The sequence below is a fragment of the Microbispora sp. H10885 genome, from assembly GCF_014161415.1.
GTDB lineage: Bacteria > Actinomycetota > Actinomycetes > Streptosporangiales > Streptosporangiaceae > Microbispora > Microbispora triticiradicis.
Genome location: NZ_JABBWY010000001.1, coordinates 45888 through 67932, shown reverse-complemented (window position 1 = coordinate 67932; position 22045 = coordinate 45888). Strand labels below are relative to the sequence as shown.

General features: G+C 71.7%; 20 protein-coding genes. 14 read left to right on the top strand and 6 right to left on the bottom strand.

Features of this window, described 5'->3' with window-relative positions; all coding sequences use genetic code 11:
• The first annotated feature begins 49 nt into the window (after positions 1–49).
• The 9 genes from HHX37_RS00310 (at position 50) to HHX37_RS00270 (ending at position 11212) form a co-directional block, all read left to right on the top strand.
• Positions 50–1786: an ABC transporter substrate-binding protein gene (locus HHX37_RS00310; protein ID WP_310740217.1), complete on the top strand. Its 1737-nt coding sequence runs from the start codon at positions 50–52 to the stop codon at positions 1784–1786.
• A 61-nt stretch (positions 1787–1847) separates the two neighbouring features.
• Positions 1848–2840, top strand: coding sequence for an ABC transporter permease (locus HHX37_RS00305; protein WP_182873171.1), 993 nt, complete (start codon positions 1848–1850; stop codon positions 2838–2840).
• Entirely contained in the window at positions 2837–3679 is an 843-nt protein-coding gene (locus HHX37_RS00300; protein WP_111697633.1) for an ABC transporter permease, read from the top strand. The genes HHX37_RS00305 and HHX37_RS00300 overlap by 4 nt, the downstream gene beginning before the upstream one ends.
• A gap of 1 nt (position 3680) precedes the next feature.
• Entirely contained in the window at positions 3681–4625 is a 945-nt protein-coding gene (locus HHX37_RS00295; protein ID WP_138459846.1) for an ABC transporter ATP-binding protein, read from the top strand.
• Positions 4626–5570, top strand: coding sequence for an ABC transporter ATP-binding protein (locus tag HHX37_RS00290; protein WP_182884131.1), 945 nt, complete (start codon positions 4626–4628; stop codon positions 5568–5570). It begins immediately after the preceding gene.
• Positions 5567–7975, top strand: coding sequence for a glycoside hydrolase family 2 protein (locus HHX37_RS00285; RefSeq protein ID WP_182884130.1), 2409 nt, complete (start codon positions 5567–5569; stop codon positions 7973–7975). Before HHX37_RS00290 ends, HHX37_RS00285 begins: the two co-directional genes overlap by 4 nt.
• A 47-nt stretch (positions 7976–8022) precedes the next feature.
• A complete protein-coding gene (gene manA, locus HHX37_RS00280; RefSeq protein ID WP_182884129.1) occupies positions 8023–9153 on the top strand; it encodes a mannose-6-phosphate isomerase, class I in 1131 nt (376 codons plus the stop codon).
• Positions 9154–9241: 88 nt separating this feature from the next.
• Positions 9242–10312, top strand: coding sequence for a polysaccharide deacetylase family protein (locus HHX37_RS00275; protein WP_182882491.1), 1071 nt, complete (start codon positions 9242–9244; stop codon positions 10310–10312).
• A 60-nt stretch (positions 10313–10372) separates the two neighbouring features.
• Positions 10373–11212 (top strand): CPBP family intramembrane glutamic endopeptidase, encoded by an 840-nt coding sequence (locus tag HHX37_RS00270; protein ID WP_182884128.1) that lies wholly within the window; start codon positions 10373–10375, stop codon positions 11210–11212.
• A 546-nt stretch (positions 11213–11758) separates the two neighbouring features.
• Here HHX37_RS00270 and HHX37_RS00265 read toward each other — a convergent pair.
• From HHX37_RS00265 to HHX37_RS00255, 3 genes are read right to left on the bottom strand one after another with little or no spacing between them, the layout of a single operon-like run.
• On the bottom strand, positions 11759–12475 hold the full coding sequence (locus tag HHX37_RS00265; RefSeq protein ID WP_182884127.1) for a maleylpyruvate isomerase family mycothiol-dependent enzyme: 717 nt from the start codon (positions 12473–12475) through the stop codon (positions 11759–11761).
• A gap of 30 nt (positions 12476–12505) precedes the next feature.
• Positions 12506–13288: an ABC transporter permease subunit gene (locus HHX37_RS00260; protein ID WP_182882489.1), complete on the bottom strand. Its 783-nt coding sequence runs from the start codon at positions 13286–13288 to the stop codon at positions 12506–12508.
• A complete protein-coding gene (locus HHX37_RS00255) occupies positions 13285–14214 on the bottom strand; it encodes an ABC transporter ATP-binding protein (protein WP_182882488.1) in 930 nt (309 codons plus the stop codon). The genes HHX37_RS00260 and HHX37_RS00255 overlap by 4 nt, the downstream gene beginning before the upstream one ends.
• A gap of 132 nt (positions 14215–14346) precedes the next feature.
• On the opposite strand from HHX37_RS00255, the gene HHX37_RS00250 reads away from it, so the two are divergent.
• From HHX37_RS00250 to HHX37_RS00230, 5 genes are all read left to right on the top strand, one after another.
• Positions 14347–15543 carry a sensor histidine kinase gene (locus HHX37_RS00250; RefSeq protein WP_220499507.1) on the top strand — a complete coding sequence of 399 codons (1197 nt, stop codon included), beginning with the start codon at positions 14347–14349 and terminating at the stop codon, positions 15541–15543.
• Entirely contained in the window at positions 15540–16229 is a 690-nt protein-coding gene (locus tag HHX37_RS00245) for a response regulator (protein WP_182884126.1), read from the top strand. Before HHX37_RS00250 ends, HHX37_RS00245 begins: the two co-directional genes overlap by 4 nt.
• A 34-nt stretch (positions 16230–16263) precedes the next feature.
• Entirely contained in the window at positions 16264–17679 is a 1416-nt protein-coding gene (locus HHX37_RS00240) for a dihydrolipoyl dehydrogenase family protein (RefSeq protein ID WP_182882485.1), read from the top strand.
• 302 nt (positions 17680–17981) lie between these two features.
• Entirely contained in the window at positions 17982–18290 is a 309-nt protein-coding gene (locus HHX37_RS00235; RefSeq protein ID WP_111697644.1) for a hypothetical protein, read from the top strand.
• A gap of 247 nt (positions 18291–18537) precedes the next feature.
• Positions 18538–19365, top strand: a complete 828-nt coding sequence (locus tag HHX37_RS00230) for a hypothetical protein (protein WP_182884125.1) — start codon at positions 18538–18540, stop codon at positions 19363–19365.
• Between the two features lie 50 nt (positions 19366–19415).
• On the opposite strand, the gene HHX37_RS00225 is transcribed toward HHX37_RS00230, so the two are convergent.
• From HHX37_RS00225 to HHX37_RS00215, 3 genes are all read right to left on the bottom strand, one after another.
• Complete coding sequence (locus HHX37_RS00225; RefSeq protein ID WP_182884124.1) at positions 19416–20048, bottom strand: uridine kinase; 633 nt, start codon at positions 20046–20048, stop codon at positions 19416–19418.
• Positions 20049–20109: 61 nt separating this feature from the next.
• Complete coding sequence (locus tag HHX37_RS00220) at positions 20110–20517, bottom strand: pyridoxamine 5'-phosphate oxidase family protein (protein WP_111697647.1); 408 nt, start codon at positions 20515–20517, stop codon at positions 20110–20112.
• Between the two features lie 82 nt (positions 20518–20599).
• Positions 20600–22006, bottom strand: coding sequence for a methylation-associated defense system protein kinase MAD6 (locus HHX37_RS00215; RefSeq protein ID WP_182882482.1), 1407 nt, complete (start codon positions 22004–22006; stop codon positions 20600–20602).
• Positions 22007–22045: the final 39 nt, after the last annotated feature.

Sequence of the window (22045 nt, the reverse complement as noted above, 5' to 3'; positions counted from 1 at the left end):
AAGGAGAGACACCATGCGAAACCGAGCGCGGTTTCTTGTACCGGTGCTGGTGACCGGCTTATTAGGCGCGGCCTGCTCGAGCGGCGGGTCGACGGCCCCGGGCGGCGCGACGGGAGGGGCCGCGGGAGGAGCGGCCGCCCCGGCGGCGGGCGGCAGCGGTGGTGGAGCCTTCCCCCGCAACCAGACCCTCTACACCAGCGGCACCCAGTGGGGTCCTCCGGCGAACTGGAACCCCCTGCGCGAGTGGGACTTCGCCACCGGCACCAAGGGCCTGGTCTACGAGACGCTGTTCATGTACGACCCGAACACCGACAAGTTCTCGCCCTGGCTGGCCGAGAGCGGCGACTGGACCGGCGGCCTGGAGTACACGCTCAAGCTGCGTAAGGGCATCACCTGGTCGGACGGCAAGCCCTTCACCGCCGACGACGTCATCTTCACCTTCGAGCTCGGCAAGTTCGAGACCGTTCCCTACCACCCGCTGTGGTCGTGGATGAAGTCCGCCGACAAGGTCGACGACTACACGGTGAAGTTCACCTTCACCACGGCCAACCACCAGGAGTGGGCCAACCACCTCTACAGCCGGGCCATCGTCCCCAAGCACCTGTGGGAGAGCAGGTCGGAGGACGAGGTGATGAACGGGATCAACGAGAAGCCCATCGGCACCGGGCCGTACGCCTACCAGTCGCACGACCAGGACCGCATGGTCTGGGTCAAGCGCGACGGATGGTGGGCGACCAAGGCGCTGAACAAGGACGTCAAGCCGAAGTACGTCGTCGACATCGTCAACTCCAGCAACGAGGTCGCGATGGGCCTGCTGCTGCAGAAGGGCCTCGACCTCAGCGTGAACTTCCTGCCGGGCATCGCGAATCTGGTCAAGGGCAACTTCGGCATCAAGACCTACTACGACCAGCCGCCGTACATGCTGTCGGCGAACACGGCGTGGCTGTGGTTCAACACCACCAAGAAGCCGATGGACGACAAGGAGTTCCGCAGGGCGGTCGCCTACTCGATCGACACCAAGAAGATCGTCGAGGGCGTCTACGGCAACCTGGTCAAGGCCTCCGACCCGACCGGCCTGCTGCCGCAGTGGGACAAGTACATCGACAAGAACGTCACCTCCCAGATGGGCTTCTCCTACAACCCCGACAAGGCCAAGCAGTTGCTGGCCGACGCCGGGTACAAGGACCGCAACGGCGACGGGCTGGTGGAGTCGCCGAACGGCGCCAAGATCTCGCTGAAGCTCATCGTGCCCGCCGGGTGGACCGACTGGATGGAGGCCGCCCGGGTCATCAGCTCCAGCGCCAAGGCGGCCGGCATCGACGTCGAGGCCGACTTCCCCGACTACAACGCGCTCGTCGACATTCGCAACTCCGGCAAGTACGACATGGTCATCAACAACGACAAGCAGCTCGCGAACACCCCCTGGCTGTACTACGACTATCTGTTCCGCCTGCCGGTGCAGAAGCTGCAGACCACGACGAACTACGGCCGGTACGAGAACAAGCGGGCGTGGGAGCTCACCCAGCAGCTCGACCAGGTCAAGCCCGAGGACCTGGAGGGCATGAAGAAGATCACCTCGGAGCTGCAGAAGATCCAGCTGGACGACATGCCCGTCATCCCCCTCTGGTACAACGGCCTGTGGTCGCAGACCACCAACTCGGTCTGGAAGAACTGGCCGACCAGTGCGCAGGGCACGCCGAAGTACCCGCCGACGGTGTGGCGCAACTGGCTGGAGATGGGCGGCACGCTCATGCTCACCGAACTCCAGCCGGCCTCCGGCGGCTGATCTTTTCGCGCCCCCTTCCCCCGCTGGGAGGGGGGCGCCGTTCCGCGACCGGGAGGTCGACGTGCGCCGCTACTTCGGCAGAAAGCTTCTCGTCTACGGCCTGACGTTCTTCGTGGCCGTGACCGTCAACTGGATGATCCCCCGGTTCATGCCGGGCGACCCCGTGCAGAGCATGCTCTCGCGGGCCAACGTCGCGCAGCCGGCGGCCGTCGAGGCCATGCGCGCCCACTACACCGCGATGTTCGGCTTCGACCTGCCGCTGTGGCGGCAGTACCTCAACTTCTGGGGCTCGCTGTTACGGGGTGACCTCGGCATCAGCATCTGGCTGTTCCCGACGCCGGTCACGGACGTGATCGTCCGGGCCGTGCCGTACACGCTGGGCCTGCTGATCCCGTCCATCCTGCTGAGCTGGGTCGCCGGCAACCGGTTCGGCGCGTTCGCGGCGCGGCGCAAGTGGCTGGACAACACGGTGCTGCCGCTCGGCTACGTGCTGACCGCCACGCCGTACATGTGGCTGGCGATCCTGCTGGCCTGGGCGTTCGGCATCATCGCGGGGATCTTCCCGGTCGCCGGGGCGTACGGCTACGACCTCCAGCCGTCCTGGTCGGGGGAGTTTCTGGGCAGCCTCGCCCAGCACTGGTTCCTCCCGTTCGCCTCGCTGTTCCTGGTCGCGTTCGGCGGCTGGGCGATCGGCATGCGCAACATGATCATCTATGAGCTGGAGGCGGACTACGTCAACTACCTGCGGGCGCTCGGCGCGCCGATGCGGCTGGTGCGGCGCTACGCCTTCAGGAACGCGATCCTGCCCCAGGTGACCGGCCTCGCCCTGCAACTCGGCGTGCTCGTGGCGGGCGCGCTGGTGACCGAGATCGTCTTCAGCTATCCCGGGCTCGGCCACCTGATCCTCCAGGCGATCCAGAACCAGGACTTCTTCCTGCTGCAGGGGACCTTCCTGTTCGTCGTCGTCGGCGTGCTGATCGCCAACTTCGTCATCGACATCGCGTACGTCCTGGTGGATCCGCGTACCCGCACGGGGATGGGAGGAGCGGCGTGAGAAACGAGGCGCTGCACTTCGCGCTGCGCAACCGCAAGCTGGTCGTCGGCACGGTCGTCGTCGCCGTCTTCCTCGTGGCCGGGGTGGTCGGGCCGATGACGATCGACCACAAGCCCGCCGACTACGTCGGGCCCGCCATGGCGCCGCCGTCGGGGGAGTTCTGGTTCGGCACCACGACGTTCGGCCAGGACGTCTTCGCCCAGTTCCTGTACGGCCTGCGGTCGACGTTCCTGGTGGGCGTGCTCGGCGGCGTGCTGGCGTCGGTCGTCGGCATGGTCGTGGGTTTCGTCGCGGGCTACCGCGGCGGGTGGGTCGACGAACTGCTCACCATGGTCACCAACATCGTGCTCGTGCTGCCCGCGCTGGTGGTGCTGCTGATCGTCAACGCGTACCTCGGGGTGCGCAGCGTCGGCGTGCAGGCGCTCTTCATCGGGCTGACCTCCTGGCCGTGGGCCGCGCGGGCGATCAGGGCGCAGACGTTCTCGCTGCGCTCGCGCGACTTCGTGGACCTGGCCCGGCTGAGCGGGGTGCGCACCCCGAAGATCATTCTTCGGGAGATCGCGCCGAACATGAGCTCGTACCTGTTCCTGACGTTCATCCTGCTGTTCGGCAGCGCGATCCTGATCGCGGCCTCGCTCGACTTCATCGGGCTCGGCCCGACCGACTCGGTCTCCCTCGGGCTGATGCTCAACAACGCGGCCCGGTGGAGCGCCCTCCAGCTCGGCATGTGGTGGTGGTTCGTCCCGCCGGGGGCCGGCATCACGGCGATCGTCGGCGCGCTCTACGTCATGAACGTCGGGCTGGACGAGGTGTTCAACCCGAAGCTGAGGGAGATGTGACGTGGCGCTGAGTGTCACCGACCTCCGGGTCTACTACCGGACGCTGCGCGGCGAGGTGAAGGCGCTCGACGGCGTCACGTTCTCCGTCGCGGACGGCGAGATCATGGGCCTCGCCGGGGAGTCGGGCTCGGGAAAGTCCACGCTCGCCAAGAGCCTGATCCGGCTGGACGGCCGCATGCGCCACGCCGGCGGCACGGTCGAGCTGGACGGCAGGACGCTGCCGATCGCCGACGACCGGGCGATGGACGAGTTCCGCTTCCGTGAGGTGTCGCTCATCCCGCAGTACTCGATGAGCGCGCTCAACCCGACCAGGAAGATCGGGAAGATGGTCGGCGAGCTGCTGGCGGCGCGGGGCGTGCCCGGCGGCACCGCCGAGCTGGAGCGCCGGCTGGAGCTGGTCGGCCTGTCGAAGGACGTGCTCGGGCGCTACCCGATCGAGCTGTCCGGCGGCATGAAGCAGCGGGTGGTCATGGTGGTCTCCACGCTGCTGAACCCCTCGCTGCTGATCGCCGACGAGGTCACCTCCGCGCTCGACGTGTCGAGTCAGAAGGCCGTGGCCACGACGCTGCTCGGGTTCCGCGACCACGGGCTGGTGACCAGCATGATGGTCGTCACCCACGACATCTCGCTCGTGTACCAGATCGCCGACACGATCCTCGTGATGTACGCGGGGCGGCTGGCCGAGAAGGCTCCGGCCGAGGTGCTCGTCACCGCGCCGAGGCATCCGTACACCCGGCAGCTCATCTCCGCGCTGCCGGAGGTGGGGGTGCGCTACGAGGACCGGCGGCTGGCCGGGATCCCCGGCAACCCGCCGTCCCTGCTGAACCCGCCCGGGGGATGCCGGTTCCGGGACCGCTGCCCGGTGGCGTTCGAGCAGTGCGCCGAGCAGCCGCCGTTCGCGGAGGTGGCCCCCGGCCACCTCGTCGCCTGCTGGAAGGCCGAGTGAATGCTGAAACTGGATGGCGTCTCCAAGGTCTACCGCGTCGGCGCGTTCGGCGGGCGCGCGCTGACGGCCGTCTCCGGCGTCGGCTTCGAGGTCGGCGAGGGAGAGGTGGTCTCGCTCATCGGCGAGAGCGGCAGCGGCAAGAGCACGATCGGCCGGATGGTCCTGCGCCTCACCCAGGTCAGCGGCGGCACGATCAGCCTGGACGGCCGGGACATCTCCTCGATCAGGGACCGCAAGGAGTACTACCGGCAGGTGCAGGGCGTCTTCCAGGACCCCTTCAGCTGCTTCAACCCCATCTTCCGGGCCGACCGGGTCTTCGCCTTGATCAAGGAGCAGTACTTCCCCGGGGTGGGCGCCCGTGAGTGGCGGGGGCGGGTGGAGGACGCGCTGGAGAGCGTGCGGCTCGATCCCGGCAACGTCCTCGGCAAGTATCCCCACCAGCTCAGCGGCGGCCAGCTCCAGCGCATGCTGATCGCCCGGGCCGTGCTGCTCGACATCCGGCTGCTGGTCGCCGACGAGATCATCAGCATGCTCGACGCGTCCACCCGGATCGACGTGCTCAACCTGCTCGCCGACCTGCGGGCACGGGGCCTCGGCATCCTGTTCGTCACGCACGACCTGTCGCTCGGCAACTACGTCAGCGACCGGACCGTGGTGCTGCGGGACGGGAGGATCGCCGAGATGGGCCCGACCCCCCTCGTGTTCGGGGACCCGAGGCATCCGTACACGCGCTCGCTGCTGGCCGCGGTCCCGCGCCTGCACACCAAGTGGACGGACGCCCCAGTAGACGGCACGGCGGAGGACCTGCCGTGCGCGTATCACGAGGCGGCGCAGGGGAGCCGGACCCGTCCCGGGCTGGCCGAGGTGGCGGACGGGCACTTCGTGGCCTGCTCCGGCTGCGCGGGAGCCGCGCCTGAGGAGAAGAAGACGAAGGAGAGAGCGTGAGCTCGTACCGTCCCCTGCGCGACGGGTGGACCGTCACCGCCGTGTCGTCGACCGGGCAGCTCCGGCCCGTGGTCGCGGGACTGCCCGCGTCCGTTCCCGGCTGCGTCCACACCGATCTCCTCGCCGCCGGGCTGATCGAGGACCCCTACCTGGACGACAACGAGGAAGGGCTCACCTGGATCGGCCGTACGGCGTGGGCCTACGAGACCACCTTCACCTGGGAGCCAGCCGAGGACGGCACCGGCGACGACCGGGCCGACCTGGTCTGCGCCGGGCTCGACACGGTCGCCACGCTCGTGCTCAACGGTGTCGAGATCGGCCGGACGGCCAACATGCACCGGTCGTACCGCTTCCCGGTGCGGCACCTCCTGCAGGCGGGCGACAACACGCTGCGGATCCTGTTCGACCCGCCGTACGGGTACGCGGAGGCGCAGAAGGCGGCGCTCGGCGACCGGCCCGGCGCGTACGACGAGCCGTACCAGTTCATCCGCAAGATGGCCTGCAACTTCGGCTGGGACTGGGGACCGACGCTGGTCACCGCCGGGATCTGGCGGCCCATCGGCATCGAGACCTGGAGCACCGCCCGCCTGGCCGAGGTGCGTCCCCTGGTGTCCGGGGACGGCACCGTCGAGGTGCACGTGACGGTCGAGCGCGCCGCCGAGCGCCCGCTCACCCTCACGGCCACGGTGGGAGGGGTCACCGAGACCGTGACCGTCGCGGCCGGGGCGCGCCGGTCCGTCGTCACGCTGACCGTGCCGGACCCCGGCCTCTGGTGGCCGCGCGGGTACGGCGAGCAGCCCCTGTACGACCTGGTCGTACGCCTGGAGGACGGCGAACGGGAGCACGAGTGGAGGGGCCGGATCGGATTCCGGTCGGTCGAGCTCGACCGCACCGGCGACGCGTTCACGGTCGTGGTCAACGGTGTGCCGGTCTTCGTGAAGGGGTTCAACTGGATCCCCGACGACTGCTTCCCCAGCCGGATCACCCGTGACCGCCTGGCCGAGCGGTTCGCCCAGGCGGCCGGAGCGGGCGCCAACTGCCTGCGGGTGTGGGGCGGCGGGATGTACGAGAGCGACGACTTCTACAACCTCGCCGACGAGATGGGCCTGCTGGTCTGGCAGGACTTCCCGTTCGCCTGCGCGGCCTACCCCGAGGAGGGGCCGTTCGCGGCGGAGGTCGAGGCCGAGGCCCGGGAGCACGTCGCCCGCCTGACCCGCCACCCGAGCCTCGTGCTGTGGTGCGGCAACAACGAGAACATCGAGGGCCACGCCGACTGGGGATGGCAGGAGAAGCTGGAGGGCCGAGGCTGGGGCGGCGGCTTCTACTACGACCTGCTGCCCCGGATCGTCGCCGAGCTCGACCCGGACCGGCCGTACTGGCCGGGCAGCCCCTACTCCGGCTCCCCCGACCTGCCGCCCAACGACCCGTCCCGGGGCACCGTCCACATCTGGACCGTCTGGAACACCCACGACTACCACCACTACGCGACCTACACGCCGAGGTTCGTGGCAGAGTTCGGCTTCCAGGGCCCGCCGGCGTACGCCACGCTGCGCGCCGCGGTCTCCGACGACCCGCTGACGCCGTCGTCCCCGGGGGTCGCGCACCACCAGAAGGCCGTCGACGGCGGCCTCAAGCTGCTGCGCGGCCTCGGCGAGCACCTGCCCCGGCCGGACGGCTTCGACGACTGGCACTACTACACCCAGCTCAACCAGGCCAGGGCGATGGCCTTCGGGATCGAGCGGTTCCGGGCGCTCGCGCCGTACTGCATGGGCACGATCGTGTGGCAGCTCAACGACTGCTGGCCGGTCACCTCCTGGGCCGCCGTGGACGGCGGCGGGCGGCGCAAGCCGCTGTGGTACGCGCTGCGCCGGGCCTTCGCCGACCGGCTGCTCACCTTCCAGGGGGACGCGCTGGCGGTGGTGAACGACGCCGGCGAGGCGTGGTCGGGTGAGCTCGCCGTCGAACGGCTCAGCCTGGCGGGCGAGATCCTGGCCAAGGAACGCTTCGACGTCTCGGTCCCGGCGCGCGGCACGGCGTCCGTGGACCTGCCCGAGGCGGTGGCGCGGGCCGGGAACCCGGCGGGGGAGGTGCTGGTGGCGACCCTCGGCGACGCCCGCGCGCTGTGGTTCCCGCGCGAGGACCCGGCGATGGACTATCCCCCGGCCAAGATGGACACGGTGGTCGAGGAGACCGAGGGCGGCCTGCGGGTGATCGTGACCGCGCGGACGCTGGTGCGCGAGCTCGCGATCTTCCCCGACCGGCTCGATCCCCGGGCGACGGTGGACGACCAGCTCGTCACGCTGCTGCCGGGCGAGACGGCGGTCTTCCACGTCACCGGCGGCGCTCCCGACCCCGGCGCGCTGGTCCGGCACCCGGTGCTCCGGTGTGTCAACGAATCCCGTTAGTCTCGGACCGCGCTCGCTCTTCCCCCGCCGCATGCGAGAGGACGCACGTGGACCTGCTCACCAACCCCATCAAGGACTACCCCTGGGGTTCCAGGACGGCCATCGCCGCCCTCACCGGCCGCACTGCCGCCGGACCCGAGGCGGAGATGTGGCTCGGCGCCCACCCCGCCGCCCCCTCCCGGCTGACCAGGGACGGAGCCGAGACGACGCTCACCGACGTGATCGCCGCAGACCCGGCCGGGACGCTCGGCGAGACGGTCGCGGAGCGGTTCGGCGGGCGGCTGCCGTACCTGCTGAAGCTGATCGCGGTGGAGCGGCCGCTGTCGCTGCAGGTGCATCCGGACGCCGAGCAGGCCGCGGCCGGCCACGCGCGGGGCGACGCGAACTACACCGACCCGTGGCACAAGCCCGAGCTGGTCTGCGCGCTCACGCCGTTCACCGGGCTGGCTGGGTTCCGGCCCGCCGAGCAGTCGGCGATGCTGATCGACCGGCTGCACGTCGAGCCGCTGCGGCCGGTGGTGCAGGCTCTGGGCGACGGCGACGTGCTCGGCGCGCTGCGCACGCTGCTGGAGTGGCCGGGCTCCCGCCGGAAGCTGGTCGAGTCGGTGGTGTGGGCGGCCTCGTCGGTCCACGCGCCCGACTACGCGCTCGTCACGCGGCTGGCCCGGCGGTATCCGGAGGACCCGGCCGTGCTGGCGCCGCTGCTGATGCGGCGGCACACGCTGGCCCCCGGGGAGGCGTTGTTCCTCGGGGCCGGGGTGCCGCACTGCTATCTCGACGGCTTCGCCGTGGAGGTCATGGCGTGCTCCGACAACGTGCTGCGGGCGGGCCTCACCGGAAAGCACATCGACGTGGAGGAACTGCTGCGGATCACCGACCCCGTGGCGCAGCCCGTGGTGGTGGAACCGGACGACGGCGCGTACGTGCCGCCGGTGCCGGAGTTCCTGCTCCGCAGGATCGCGCCCGGCGCGGCCGGAGCGCTCGTCGACGCGGCCCCCCGGATCGTGCTGTGCGTCGAAGGCGTCGTGAACGTGGGCACGACCGGGGGCGCCACTGGGGGTGGCGAGGTCAAGCTGCGTCCCGGGGAGTCCGTCTTCGTCCCCGCCTCCGAGGGGCGGGTGCACATCGGCGGGGACGGCGTGGCCTTCTGCGCCGAGCCGCACATGTCTCTCACTTAGCGTGATGTTTGTCCTACGCGCCGTGAAGTGATCGCATCCGGCGGGTAGGAGCCCCTCATCGTCAAGCGCGGCCCGATGAGGGGGATCCATGGGGCGCTTCAGGATTGCCGGCGTCGTCGCGGCGCTGGTGGGTGTGGCCGGGGCCTCCGCCACGCTCTCCGGCTGCGCGGCCGGCGGCGGCAAACACGCCACGCAGGCGGGCCAGGCCGGTCACCAGCGGAACAAGGTGGCCAACGAGGCGGCGCTGCGCAAGTCCGAGATGGCCGCCGCCGCCCAGGTGAAGGCCAACGAGCTGGGACAGATCCCGGTGATCATGTATCACCGGATCGTGCAGAACCCGCCGCCCGGCGACGACCGCAGCCCGAAGGACTTCCGGGACGAGCTGGAGCGGCTGGCGGCCGAGGACTACGTGCCGATCACCGCGGCCGAGTACGTCACCGGAAAGATCGACATTCCGGCGGGCAAGCATCCGGTGGTGCTGACGTTCGACGACTCCTCGCCAGCCCAGCTCACGCTGGACGGCATGGGCAACCCGGCGCCGGACTGCGCGATCGGCATCCTCATGGACGTCGCGAAGAAGCACCCGGGCTTCCGGCCGGTGGCGACCATGTATGTGATCAAGGACTTGTTCGGCAAGGCCCGTCCGGAGGAGCAGATCCAGGTCCTGCAGTGGCTCAAGGACCACAACTTCGACATCGGCAACCACACCCGCGATCACCTCAACCTGCTCGGCAAGCCGAAGGACGAGGTGGAGAAGCAGATCGCGGCGGGGCAGACGCTGATCACGTCGCTCATCAAGACGCCGCCGGTCACGCTCGCCCTGCCGTACGGCAACCAGCCGCACGAGAAGAAGTGGGCGCTGCAGGGGGCGTCCGGCGGGGTGCGCTACGACTACAAGGGCGTGTTCCTGGCCGGGTACACCCCCGCGCCGTCGCCGTTCACCAAGGACTTCGACCCTCTCAGCATCCCGCGGATCAGGTCGAAGGAGAACAAGGTCGGCGACTGCAAGAAGTTCTGCTCGATGGCCTGGCTCGACTGGCTGAAGGCCAACCCCACCGACCGGTACACCTCGGACGGCAACGCGAAGACCGTGGCCTTCCCGAAGTTCAAGGCGGCGTTCGTGGCACCGGCTTTCAAGACCAGTGTGCTGCCGTACTGAGCGGGCTGAACGGGTTGCGCGGGCGGACGGCCGTGTCCCGGGGGCGGCTACCCTGCCAGCATGGAGGACGTTCCCGGACGGCCGGTCGCCGCCGTGCCCGATGAGCAGGGGCCCGCTGAGCAGGTGCCCGCCGAGCAGGACGGCCTGCGTGGTCTCACCCCGCGGCTGATCGGCCCGGAGATCATCGCGGTCTTCGCGGTGTCGCTCGGCGCCAGCGCGCTGCTGTCGCTCATCCGCCTGGTCGGCGCGCTGACCGCGCCGAAGGAACTGGGCGACCAGCACGCCGTGCTCGTCGGCTCGCTGGCCCCCGGCCGTCCGTGGCTGGACCTCACGCTGCACCTCGCGGGGATCGCGGTGAACGTGGCCCCGGTGGGGCTCGTCGCGTACCTGCTGGCGCGGTCGGGCGAGTCGATGCGGACGATCGGGGCCGACTGGCGGGAGCCGGGCCGCGACACGCTGCGCGGCGCCGCGCTGGCGGCCGTGATCGGCGGCACGGGGCTGGTGTTCTACCTGTTCGCCTTCAGGTCCGGGATCAACCTCAACGTCGTCCCGGACAGCCTGCCGGACGCCTGGTGGCGGGTTCCCGTCCTGATCGCCGAGGCCGCCCAGAACGGTGTGCTGGAGGAGGTGCTGGTCAGCGGGTATCTGCTGCACCGGCTGCGGCAGCGCGGCTGGTCGCCGTGGCGGTCGGTGGGCGCGTCGGCCGTCCTGCGCGGCTCCTACCACCTCTACCAGGGCTTCGGCGGCTTCGTCGGCAACATCGCGATGGGCGTGGTCTTCGGCCGGCTGTACCAGCGCTGGGGGCGCACGATGCCGCTGATCGTCGCGCACACGGTGATCGACGTGGTCGCCTTCGTCGGGTACGGCCTGCTGCGCGGCCGCGTCTCCTGGCTGCCCTGACCTGCCTTTCGTCCGCTGTCCGATCGGGTGGCTAATCGGGCCGAATGCGTTCTGTATGGCGCGCCTGATTGCTTTGGGCCCGATCCCGGTGCATCGTTGACGCGCCGCCGCACGTCTGGATCCCCCCGGGCAAACCGGCCAGTCCTGGCCGCATCTTCTTTCGGGGACTTCGCATTGAGACGTTCAACGGCTGACATCACATATCCGACATCTAGTTCATGTCGCGCTACGCGCAGGCCGGGCGGCCTGACCCGGCCGCCCGGCCGCGTACGTCCCGTCCACCCACCGCGGCGGCGCCGGCTCCGCGCGCACGGCGCTCCCTGTGGCAGTCCGTCTGGCAGGGCGTCCGGGCCTGTCACGGGCAGCGCCGGGTCTCCCGCCGCGGGTTCCGCTGTACGTCCCGCTGTCCGCCCTGCCGGCCGTCCGTGCCGGGCACTCAGGCGTACGGGACCACGGCCCGCGCGGACGCCGGCCCGGCGGACCACGCGGGTCTTATTACCGCCGGTGCCGAGGCCGCGGTCGGACCCGTTACGCCAGGCAGCACTGTTACGCGAGGCAACGCAGTGAGCTGCGGACGCGGGGGTCGAGCAGGTGGTCGGCGGGCAGGCGGCCGACCGTCGCCTCCACGAACTCCTCGGGGGCGAGATCGGCGGTGAGGCCGTCCACCTGCACCTCGATCCGGCCGCAGACGGGTACGACCTGCGCCTTCGACCCGCGCTCCGCCAGCGCGAACAGGCCGACGGGGACCCGCCACCCGAGGCGGTCCCCGGCCTCGTCGGGCGTCACCGGCGCCCCCACGTCGTCGGCGTGCGTGGCGTACTCCGAGTCGTAGTGGAAGGTCTGCAGGCCCACCGGGTACGGCCCGGCCGACGTGTGCAGGGTGCCGTCGCGGCCCAGGACCCGCATCCGCCGGCGCGTCTCCGCGTTCTTCGTCCGCCACTCGTCGAGCACCTGCTCCACCGGCAGCCCGCGGCGCCTGCGCACGCACCATTCGTTGAAACCGTCGAAGCCGCCGCGCACGCCCTCGTGTTCGAGCATCTCGAAGAACCCGTCGATGTCGCCGTCGAGGCACGCGTGGTTGTACAGCTCCTCACCCGCGAGGTGGGCCAGCACGTCGCGGGTCGTCCAGCCCTCGCATCTGGACGGGCGGTTCCAGCCGTCGTCGTCGAGCGAGGAGAAGTAGCCGTCGAGCCGGGCGGCCTCGGTGTCGAAGATGTCGAAGGGGTCGAGCCCCGTCAGTTCGTCCCGTGCTGAGGTCGTCATGGGGAAGCCGTACCCGGCGCTCGCCCGGCATCACGCGTCCCTGCGGGTCAGCAGGACGGCGGCCACCCCGTACGGCACGGCCACCCAGGCGATCATGACCACGAGCGCGGCGGCGGGAGAGAGCAGCGACCCGGCGACCGAGCCGGGGTTGCCGGTGCCGGCCAGCTCGCCCGCCAGGGCGCCGGGGAGCACGGAGCCGAGGCGGTCGCCCCACGGGGCCGGGAGGTTGAAGGCCACGAGGGGAACGACGTACCAGACGGCCACCAGGACGGCGATGGCGGCGACGGCGGACCGCGTGATCGTGGCCAAGCCCAGCCCGAGCAGCGCGAACATCACGATGGCCAGGCTCATCGCGAGGAAGAACGGGAGTTGCCGGGCGAGCGGCTCGGCCGACTGCCCTCGGATGGCACGGTCACCGATGATCAGCCGCCCCAGCGCGTGTGTCGCGAGGATGGCCGCGAGCCCGGCGCAGAACGCCACGACCGCGAGGACGGCCGCCTTGGCGGCCAGCACCCGCCCGCGCGACGGCATGACGGTGAACGTGCTCCTGATCATGCCGGTGGCGTACTCACCGGAGACGGCGAGCACGCCCAGCACGGCCAGGCACAGTGAGCCGACCATGCCGGTCATGTCCGGCAGCGACGACACGGCGAGGTGGTCCCGCTGGTCGGGTGGCAGGCCGTCCCAGAGGCCCGCGGCGTACCAAGCCAGCAGGGCCGTGAGGCCGACGACGACCACCACCACCCCGAGGACGACGGAGGTGGACCTTAGGGTGCGGAGCTTGAGCCACTCGGCGGCGAGCGCGTCGATCACCGGTCCGTCCTCTCACTCAGGGGATTGGCGCTCACGTGGTCCGTCACGGCTTCGGTGAGCCGCAGGTAGGTCTCCTCCAGCGAGGTGGCGCGCGGCGTGATCTCGTGCACCGGGATCGCGTGCCGGGCGGCGAGGTCGCCGATCTCGACCGGGTCGAGCCCGCGCACCGACAGGCCCTCCCCCTCCGGGGCGACCGTCCCGCCCACGGCCGGCACCGCGGCCGACAGCGCGGCGGCGAGATCCGCGGCGCGCGTGCTGCGGACGAACACGTCCCGTACGCCCGTCAGGTCGCGCATGGCGGTGTCGGCGAGGAGCCGCCCGCGGCCGATGATCACAAGGTGGTCGGCGGTGAGCTCCATCTCGCTCATCAGGTGGCTCGACAGCAGCACCGTGCGCCCCTCGGCGGCGAGACCGCGCATCAGCTCGCGGATCCAGCGCACGCCGTCCGGGTCGAGGCCGTTGACCGGCTCGTCGAACAGCAGCACACCGGGATCGCCGAGCAGCGCGGCGGCGATGCCGAGGCGCTGCCGCATGCCGAGGGAGAACCCGGCGATCCGCTTGCGCGCCACCCCCGCGAGGCCCACCTGCTCGATCACGGAGACGACCCGATCCCGGCCGAGGCGGTTGCTGCGGGCGATCCAGCCCAGGTGGCCGAGCGGTGTGCGACCCCCCTGGACCGCCCCGGCGTCCAGGAGCGCGCCCACCTCCCGCATGGGGTGGCGGATGCGGGAGTAGAGGCGGCCCCCGACAAGCGCCTCACCGCCCGCCGGGTGGTCGAGGCCGAGGATCACCCGCATGGTCGTCGACTTGCCGGCGCCGTTCGGCCCCAGGAACCCGGTGACCCGGCCTGGTTTCACGTGGAACGTCAGTCCGTCCACGGCGACCGTGCGGCCGAACCGTTTGGTCAGTTCTCTGACTTCGATCATGCCTCGACGGTCCCGCGCGGCGGCCCCTGTCGGCGTCGGGCCCGGGGGCGATCTTCTCGCCGTTTCTCCGACCACGGGATGACCGACCCCGGCGGGAGGCGGCCGGGGCTCCGCGCGGTCTACCGTGGGCGGGTGGACGATCCGGACGTGCGGCCGTTGTTTCCCCGGCCGCTGCGCCGTGGTGAGCTGGTCGCGCTGGACACCCTGGCCGGCCTGGGATACGCGTTCGCGCTGTCCCTCCAGGCGGGCGTCCCGGCCGCGTGGACCACGCACGCCCTGATCGTGGCGATGACGCTGCCGGTCGCGGTCAGACGGCGGTGGCCGCTGCCGGTCTTCGGCGTCGTGCTCGCCGCGTCCGTGGCCGCGATGGCGCTCGGCGTCGTCCGCGAGCCGCTGGCCGCCGCGGCGTACGCGCTCTATCCGGTCGCGCTGACGACGCCGCGGCGCAGGTGGGAGCCGACGACGGCGATCGGTGCGCTGAGCCTGGGGGCGCTGCTGTTCACCGCGGTCGGCGGCGTGTCGGCGGACCCGGCGTCCAGACGGGTCGTGACCAGCCTGGTGCTCGGCGTGCTCGCGCTGGGCGGCGCCTGGACGATCGGCCGGGCGGTGCGGGAACGGCGGGCGTACGCCGCGCGCGGCGCCGAACTGGGGGCCGAGCGGGCGGCCGAGCGCGCGGTCGCCGAGGAACGGCTGCGCATCGCCCGCGAACTGCACGACGTGGTCTCCCACACGCTGAGCCTCATCGGGGTGAAGGCCGGGGTGGCGGCGCACGTGGCCGACCGGCATCCGGAGGAGGCGAGGGAGGCGCTGCGGGTCATCGAGGACACCAGCAGGCGTGCCCTCGCGGAGATGCGGCAGGCGCTCGGCGTGTTGCGGGAGGACTTCCCCGGCCGGTCCCCGGTTCCCGGTCTCGCGGCGCTGCCGGAACTGGCGGAGCGGGCGGCCGCCGCGGGCGTGGAGGTCGACCTGGACGTGCGCGTGGCGGGCGCCCTGCCGGAGACGCTGGAACTCGCCGTCCACCGGATCGCGCAGGAGGCCCTCACCAACGTCGTGCGGCACGCGGCTCCCGCCCGGTGCCGGGTCCTCGTCGAGCGGGACGCGGCCGAGGTGCGGGTCGAGGTGACCGACGACGGCCCGGGCCGCCGTACGCTGCCCCCGGGACCGCCCGGGCACGGGCTGATCGGCATGCGGGAGCGCGCCCTGCTGTTCGGCGGCGAGTTCACGGCCGGGCCGCGCCCGGAGGGCGGCTTCCGGGTGTCCGCCCGCCTGCCCGCTCCGTCCGCGGCGGAGCCCGCCGGAGACCCTGCCGCCGAGGTGGAGGACCTGTGACCGCACCCGAGCCGATCCGCGTGCTGCTCGCCGACGACCAGGACCTGCTGCGCGGCAGCCTGCGCCTGCTGGTCGACAGCACGCCCGGGCTGGTCGCGGTCGGCGAGGCCGGAACCGGGACGGAGGCCGTCGAACTGGCCCGGCGGGAGCGTCCCGACGTCGTCCTGATGGACGTGCGCATGCCCGGCCTGGACGGCATCGAGGCGACCCGGCGGATCTGCGCCGAGTCCTCCACGGTGAAGGTCCTGATCCTCACCACGTTCGACCTGGACGAGTACGTCTACGCGGGGCTGCGCGCGGGGGCCGGCGGCTTCCTGCTGAAGAACACCCCGCCCGCCGACCTGCTCGCGGCGATCCGCGTCATCGCGGCGGGGGAGGGACTGCTGGCGCCGAGCGTCACCCGGCGGCTGATCGCCGAGTTCGCCCGGACCACCCCGGCCGCCCCGTCCGGCCCGCGGTGGTCCATGTCGCTGGACGGCCTCACCGGGCGGGAGCGCGAGGTGCTCACCCTCGTCGCGCGCGGCCTGTCCAACCAGGAGATCGCCGCCGCGCTGCACGTGAGCACGGCCACGGTGAAGACCCACATCGGCCACCTGATCGCCAAGCTCGGCGCGCGGGACCGGGCCCAGCTCGTCATAGCGGCCTACGAGGGCGGACTCGTCTCCGCGGCCCCCCGGCGCCCGTGACAGGGTGGACTCCGGTACGAGAGGAAGGGTGACCATGCCGGAAGTCTTCGATGTGATCGTGGTGGGTGCGGGACCCGCGGGGGAGGTCGTCGCCGGGCGGGTCGCGGCGGCCGGGCTGAGCACCGTCATCGTCGAACGTGAACTGGCCGGTGGGGAGTGTTCCTACTGGGCCTGCATGCCGAGCAAGGCGCTGCTGCGGCCGGTCGACCTCGCGGGTGAGGTGAGCCGGGTCCAGGGGCTGCGGCTCGACGGCCCGATCGACGCCGGCGCCGTGCTGGCCCACCGTGACACCGTGGTCTCGAACTATGACGACTCCGGGCAGGCCAGGTGGCTCGACTCCGCGAAGGTGACGCTCGTACGCGGGGCCGGGCGGCTCACCGGCGCCCGGAGCGTGGAGGTCGCGACGGCCGACGGCGGCACGCGCACGCTCACCGCGAACCACGCCGTCGTGCTGGCGACCGGCAGCGTCCCGGTCATCCCCCCGATCGCCGGACTGGCCGCCGCACAGCCGTGGACGAACCGCGAGGCGACCGCCGCGCGCGCCGTACCGGACCGGCTCGTGGTGATCGGCGGCGGAGTGGTCGCGTGCGAGATGGCGCAGGCCATGCGCGGGCTCGGGTCACGGGAGGTGACCATGCTGGTCCGGGGCGGCGGGCTGCTCGACCGGGTGGAGCCCTTCGCCGGGGAGGCGGTGGCGCGGTCGCTGACCGAGCAGGGGGTCGACGTCCGCCTGCGTGAGAGCGCCGAGAAGGTCGAGCGGCCGGAGCCGGGCGGGGCGGTGACGGTTCGGCTGACGGGCGGAGACACGATCACGGCCGACGAGATCCTGGTCGCCACCGGACGCCGCCCCGCCATCGGCGATCTCGGCCTGGCGTCGGTGGGCCTGCCGGAGTCGCGTCCGGTGGGCGTGGACGACAGCATGCGGGCCACCGGCGTGGCCGACGGCTGGCTCTACGCCGTGGGGGACGTCAACGGCCTGGCGCCGCTCACGCACATGGGCAAGTACCAGGCGCGGATCGCGTCGGACGTGATCGTCGCCCGGGCCCGGGGCGAGGCGGACGACCGGCCCTCGATGCGCGACCGCGCGGACGGGCTCGGCGCACCCCAGGTGATCTTCACCGATCCCCAGGTGTGCGCGGTGGGCCGCACCGAGGCGCAGGCCCGTGCCGAGGGCTTCGACGTACGTGCCGTCGAGTACGAGATGGGCCAGGTGGCCGGGGGCTACCTGCTCGGCGACGGTTACGGGGGCAGGGCCAAGGCGGTGGTCGACGAGAGCCGCCGCGTGCTGCTCGGCGTGACCTTCGTGGCTCCCGGCGCGGCCGAGCTGCTGCACGCCGCGACGGTCGCGGTCGCCGCCGGGGTCACCCTGGACGACCTGTGGCACGCCGTGCCCTCCTACCCCACCGTGAGCGAGGTGTGGCTGCGCCTGCTGGAGGAGTACGGACTGTGAGACAGGCGGTGTGAGGGCCGGGGCGTGTCCCCGGCCTTTTTCATTTCATCCCGGCGGTGATTGATTTGGGTTCTATGTCGGGATATCGAATAAGCGGCTCGATGCGACAGCGATGAATAATTCGGACTCCCTCATTCTGAGAGCGGCAAACACCTGGGAAAACATGGGGGCGGTCGTTTGTGTCGGCAGAACCGGGGAGATTTACCGGCTGGCAGGATGTTCCCACGGTGACACCGGGGAGGAACGTCCTCGCCGAGCTGCAATCTCGATTTCTCGAGCATCGCTGTTTGAAAGGTACGGAAATGCGTAAGCGCACGAATCTCGTCAAGGGGCTGATGGCCGGCGCGGTGCTGGCCGGAGGTGTGGTCGTGGCCGCGCCGGCGATGGCCGCGGTGGCCGCTCCGCAGGCCCAGCCGACGTGTACCACGATCACGGTCACGATCACCGACTGCCCGCCGACCGCGACGCCGACGCCGAAGGTGACGACCCTGGAGGAGCCGAGCCCGGACCCGACCTGTACGCCGACCTGCGTCGCCTGCCCGCCGATCCTCTGGAGGAGGCACCTTCTCGACGTGGCGCTCCTCGTCGACCTGGGCATCCGCATCGGCTGAGTGCGAATCGGCCGAGTGCGAATCGGCTGAATGGGAGACCGGGATCGGTGATTGCGCGGATGGCCCGTCGCGGCGCCGGTCCCGGTATCGGCCGCCGGAAGTCCGGCCGGCCACGTCGGCATTCGAGCTCCGCGTATCGGGACAAGCGGTAAGTGCGGGCGGTTGACCAGATCGCGCCGGTGTCACCTGACCAGCCAGGAAATGGCTCGGACATCGCTACTGCGAGGAAGAAGAGTTGAAGAACTGCATGGGCATGCGAGTGGCGGTCAGAGTGGGCGCCGTCGTCACCGGAGGGTTCGTGGCCCTCGGCGCGGTCGTCGCCGCACCGGCGCAGGCCGTACCGGGAGACGGAGTGCCGATCACGGTGCGGCGACCCGCCGTCAGCGTCCACCCGGCCGCCCGCCACCCCCGGCACGGCAAGCGTCCGCACAAGCAGCGGCAGCCGGAGCGGCAGCGTCCCCACCAGCGGGAGCCCCAGCCTCAGCGTCCGCGGCCGAACCGTCCCTCGGCGGCCGTCCCGCCCAGCACGACGGGGCCGCAGGCTCCGGGAATGCCGTCCGGCAACCAGGGCCCCGGCGGTCCGGGGATCGGCAACGGCCCCGGGTGGGCCATGCCGCCCGTGCAGAACCTGCCGGAGGGCGAGGACGTGCCGATCTTCACGACGCCGGAGCGGCTTCCGGCGCCCGACGTCCCGGAGATCGTCGTGCCTCCGGTGCAGAACGTCGTACACGTTCCCCACGTCTCGCAGACCCCCAGCCCGCCGGCGAATCCGCCGGTCACGCCGTCCGCGAAGCCACCGGTCACACCGCCGGTGAAGGTGTCCAGCCCGCCGTCCGCGAAGCCGCCGGTCACGCCGCCCGTGAAGGTGCCCTGCCCGCCGTCCGCGAAGCCGACCGACCCGCCGCCCGTGACGCGGTCCGGCCCGGCGCCCGGCCGACCGTGCACCTGCACACCTTGCGTGACGTGCTGCACCACCTGCACCTATGAGGACGACCCGCTCCTGCGGCTCGGGCTCGCCGTGGACGCGGGGCTGCAGGTGGGACTTCCCCTGCTGAGCCTGGGCGGCCTGTTGTAAGAGGCAGGCGTCCATCTCAGGCAAGACCTCACCCGGTCGCGGCCTCCGGTTCAGCCCGGCCGGGTGACCACGGCGGGCCGGCGCGGGTCCTCGACGCGGACGACCACGTCGGCGGCCCGCGCCGGGCCCGTCTCGCGTTCGTACCGTTCGTAGGCGGGCAGCGTCCAGTGCTCCTCGGGCGGCGTGCGGCGCGCCAGCGCGGCCGGCGACAGGGACAGGTGGATCGTCAGGTCGAACGGCAGGCCGCGGCCGAGCAGCAGCGCGCCGTCCACCAGAGCCACCCCGCCCGGCGGCAGCGTGACGTAGCCGGCCCGGGTCGCCCGGTCCCGCACGCTGTCCCACAGCGAGGGCAGCACCCGCCCGTCACCGCCCGGCTCCAGCGGCCCCAGCACCTCGCGGACGAGGCCGGCCGCGTCCAGCCACTCGTCGTGGAACACGTCGGGGTCGGTCCGGCCGAACTCCAGCCGCAGCGACGCGGGGCGCAGGAAGCCCGACGCGGGCGCCCGCAGGACCTCCCTGCCGCGCAGGCGCAGCGGGCCGGCCAGGGCGTCGGCCAGCGGTCCCGGCCCGGCGGCGGGAGCGCCGTCCACCGCGACGCGCACCCACGCGTCGCGCGGCCGGGCGGCGATCAGATCGGCCAGTTCCTCCACGAGCAGGGACGGGGACACGGGACGGGCGAGCACCCGTCCATCATCCGCCACCCCCGGCGGCCCGCGGACACCGGCGTCCTGCGCGGTGCGGCGCTCAGCGGTTGAGCCTGCGGCCGGAGATCTGCTCGGGGGCCATCACGATGAAGTGGTCGCGGGTCCCGGGCACCCAGGGCGACAGCGGCAGCGCCGACAGGCGGTCGATCTCCTCGGGTTCCGACACCGCGCGGGCGTGCCCCACCGCGGTCACCGACCAGCCCGTACGGAACGTCGCGTCGAACTCGTCGGCCTCGAAGGCGACGACGGCGTTCCGCGCCGCCGCGGCGAGCTTGGAACCCGCGGCGGTGCGGATGACGATGTTCCCGTCGAGCAGGCAGAAGTTGACCGGCTGGACGGCGGGGAGGGCCCGGTCGGTGAAGACGATCCTGCCGATGGGGGTGGAGGCCAGCAGGTTCAGACATTCCCCTCCCGGGAGAATCTCAAGGCCGGCCGAGTCGAGCTTCATGTCTGCAAGCCTGCGTGATCGGCCCGTCGGCGGGTTAGGGACGAAGGTCCCGTCATCGCCGTCGATCGGCCTCCCGCCGCGGTCACCCCCGGGGATGGAGGCGGCGGAGGGCGTCGCGGATCCTGCCGCCGAGCGGCACTCGTCGCCGGGGCTGGGCCTCCCGGGCGTCACGCAGTTCGGCGAGGGCCGTGACCGCGTCCGGACGCTTGGCGGGGGTGAGGTCGCGCATCCGCCGTACGAGGTCCATGACCTCCGGGGCGACCCCCGCGGCGGCCGGCTCGGCGTCCATGCCGGGCATGGGGAGTTCGCCCGTCAGCAGCTGGAAGGCGATGACCCCGGCCGAGTAGACGTCCGAGGCGGGGGTCATCCGGTCGGGCCGTGCCCGGCACTCGGGGGCGACGTAGTGGACGTCGAGGATGTTGGGGAGCTCGTTGGCGACGGTGTGCTTGCGCGGGCCGGGCTTCGCGTAGTCGAAGCCGGTCAGCATGGCGTTGCCGTCGTCCGCCACGAGCACGCAGGCGGGGGTGAGCGCCCGGTGGATGACCTTGTTGGCGTGGACGTGGGCGAGGCCGTCCAGCATGTCCTCCAGCACGGCGAGCTTGGCGCCGATGTCCAGCCCGCGCCCGGTCAGATGCAGGTGCAGGGCCTGCCCGTGGACGTCGTCGAGCACGAGCACGAACCGGCTCTCGTCGTCGATGGCGAAGAAGTCCCGCGAGCGTACGACACAGGGATGCGGCGGGATCTTGGCGAGCGCCTGGTAGGCGTTGGCGATGCGGCGCTGTTCGGCGACCCGCCGCTGCTGCTCGGCCATCGGGTCGGCGCGGTAGACGCGCAGCAGCACGGTCCCGCTGGTCGGCGCGGTGGCGTTGACGGCGCGATACTCGGTGACGCGGCTGTCGCCGCCGAGTTGCTCCTCCACCTCCCAGTTGCCGAACCGCGGCGGGGCGGTGGGCCGGCGCACGGTCCCGTTCAGCGCCTCGATGATCGCGGTCCGGTAGGGCGTGGCGTCCCGGCTGCACCCGTGCCTGACCCGGGACACGTCGCTGAGCATGGGGACGAGCCCGGCGATCGTCGTGACGTGCCGGGCGTCGCGCCCGCTGGGATCGACGAGGACGGCTCCCGGGGCGGTCAGCACCACGACGTTGTCGACGTACAGTCGTTCGAGTTCGCGGTGCTCGTCGATCAGCAGGCCCTTCAGCGCCCGCGCGGTGCCGCGCAGCTTGGCCACCGGCGAGCCGAACGCCTCGCGGTGCTGGGGGAACCACCGGTTGCCCGACACCTCGAACCGGCCCCGGGCGCCCTTCACGTCGATCACGACGAGCGAGTGGCCGGTCAGCACGACCACGTCCACCTCGAACAGGTCGGCGCCGCGCGGCACCTCGATGTTGTGCAGCAGCAGCCAGTCGTCAGGCGCGTTGTCCCGCAGGTGGGCGATGACCCGTCGCTCGGCGTCATTGACGGGGCGTCCGCCACCGACGATCTGAGCCATCTCTGCTGTTCCGCCTCTCTGACCACTATGAGAACTTAA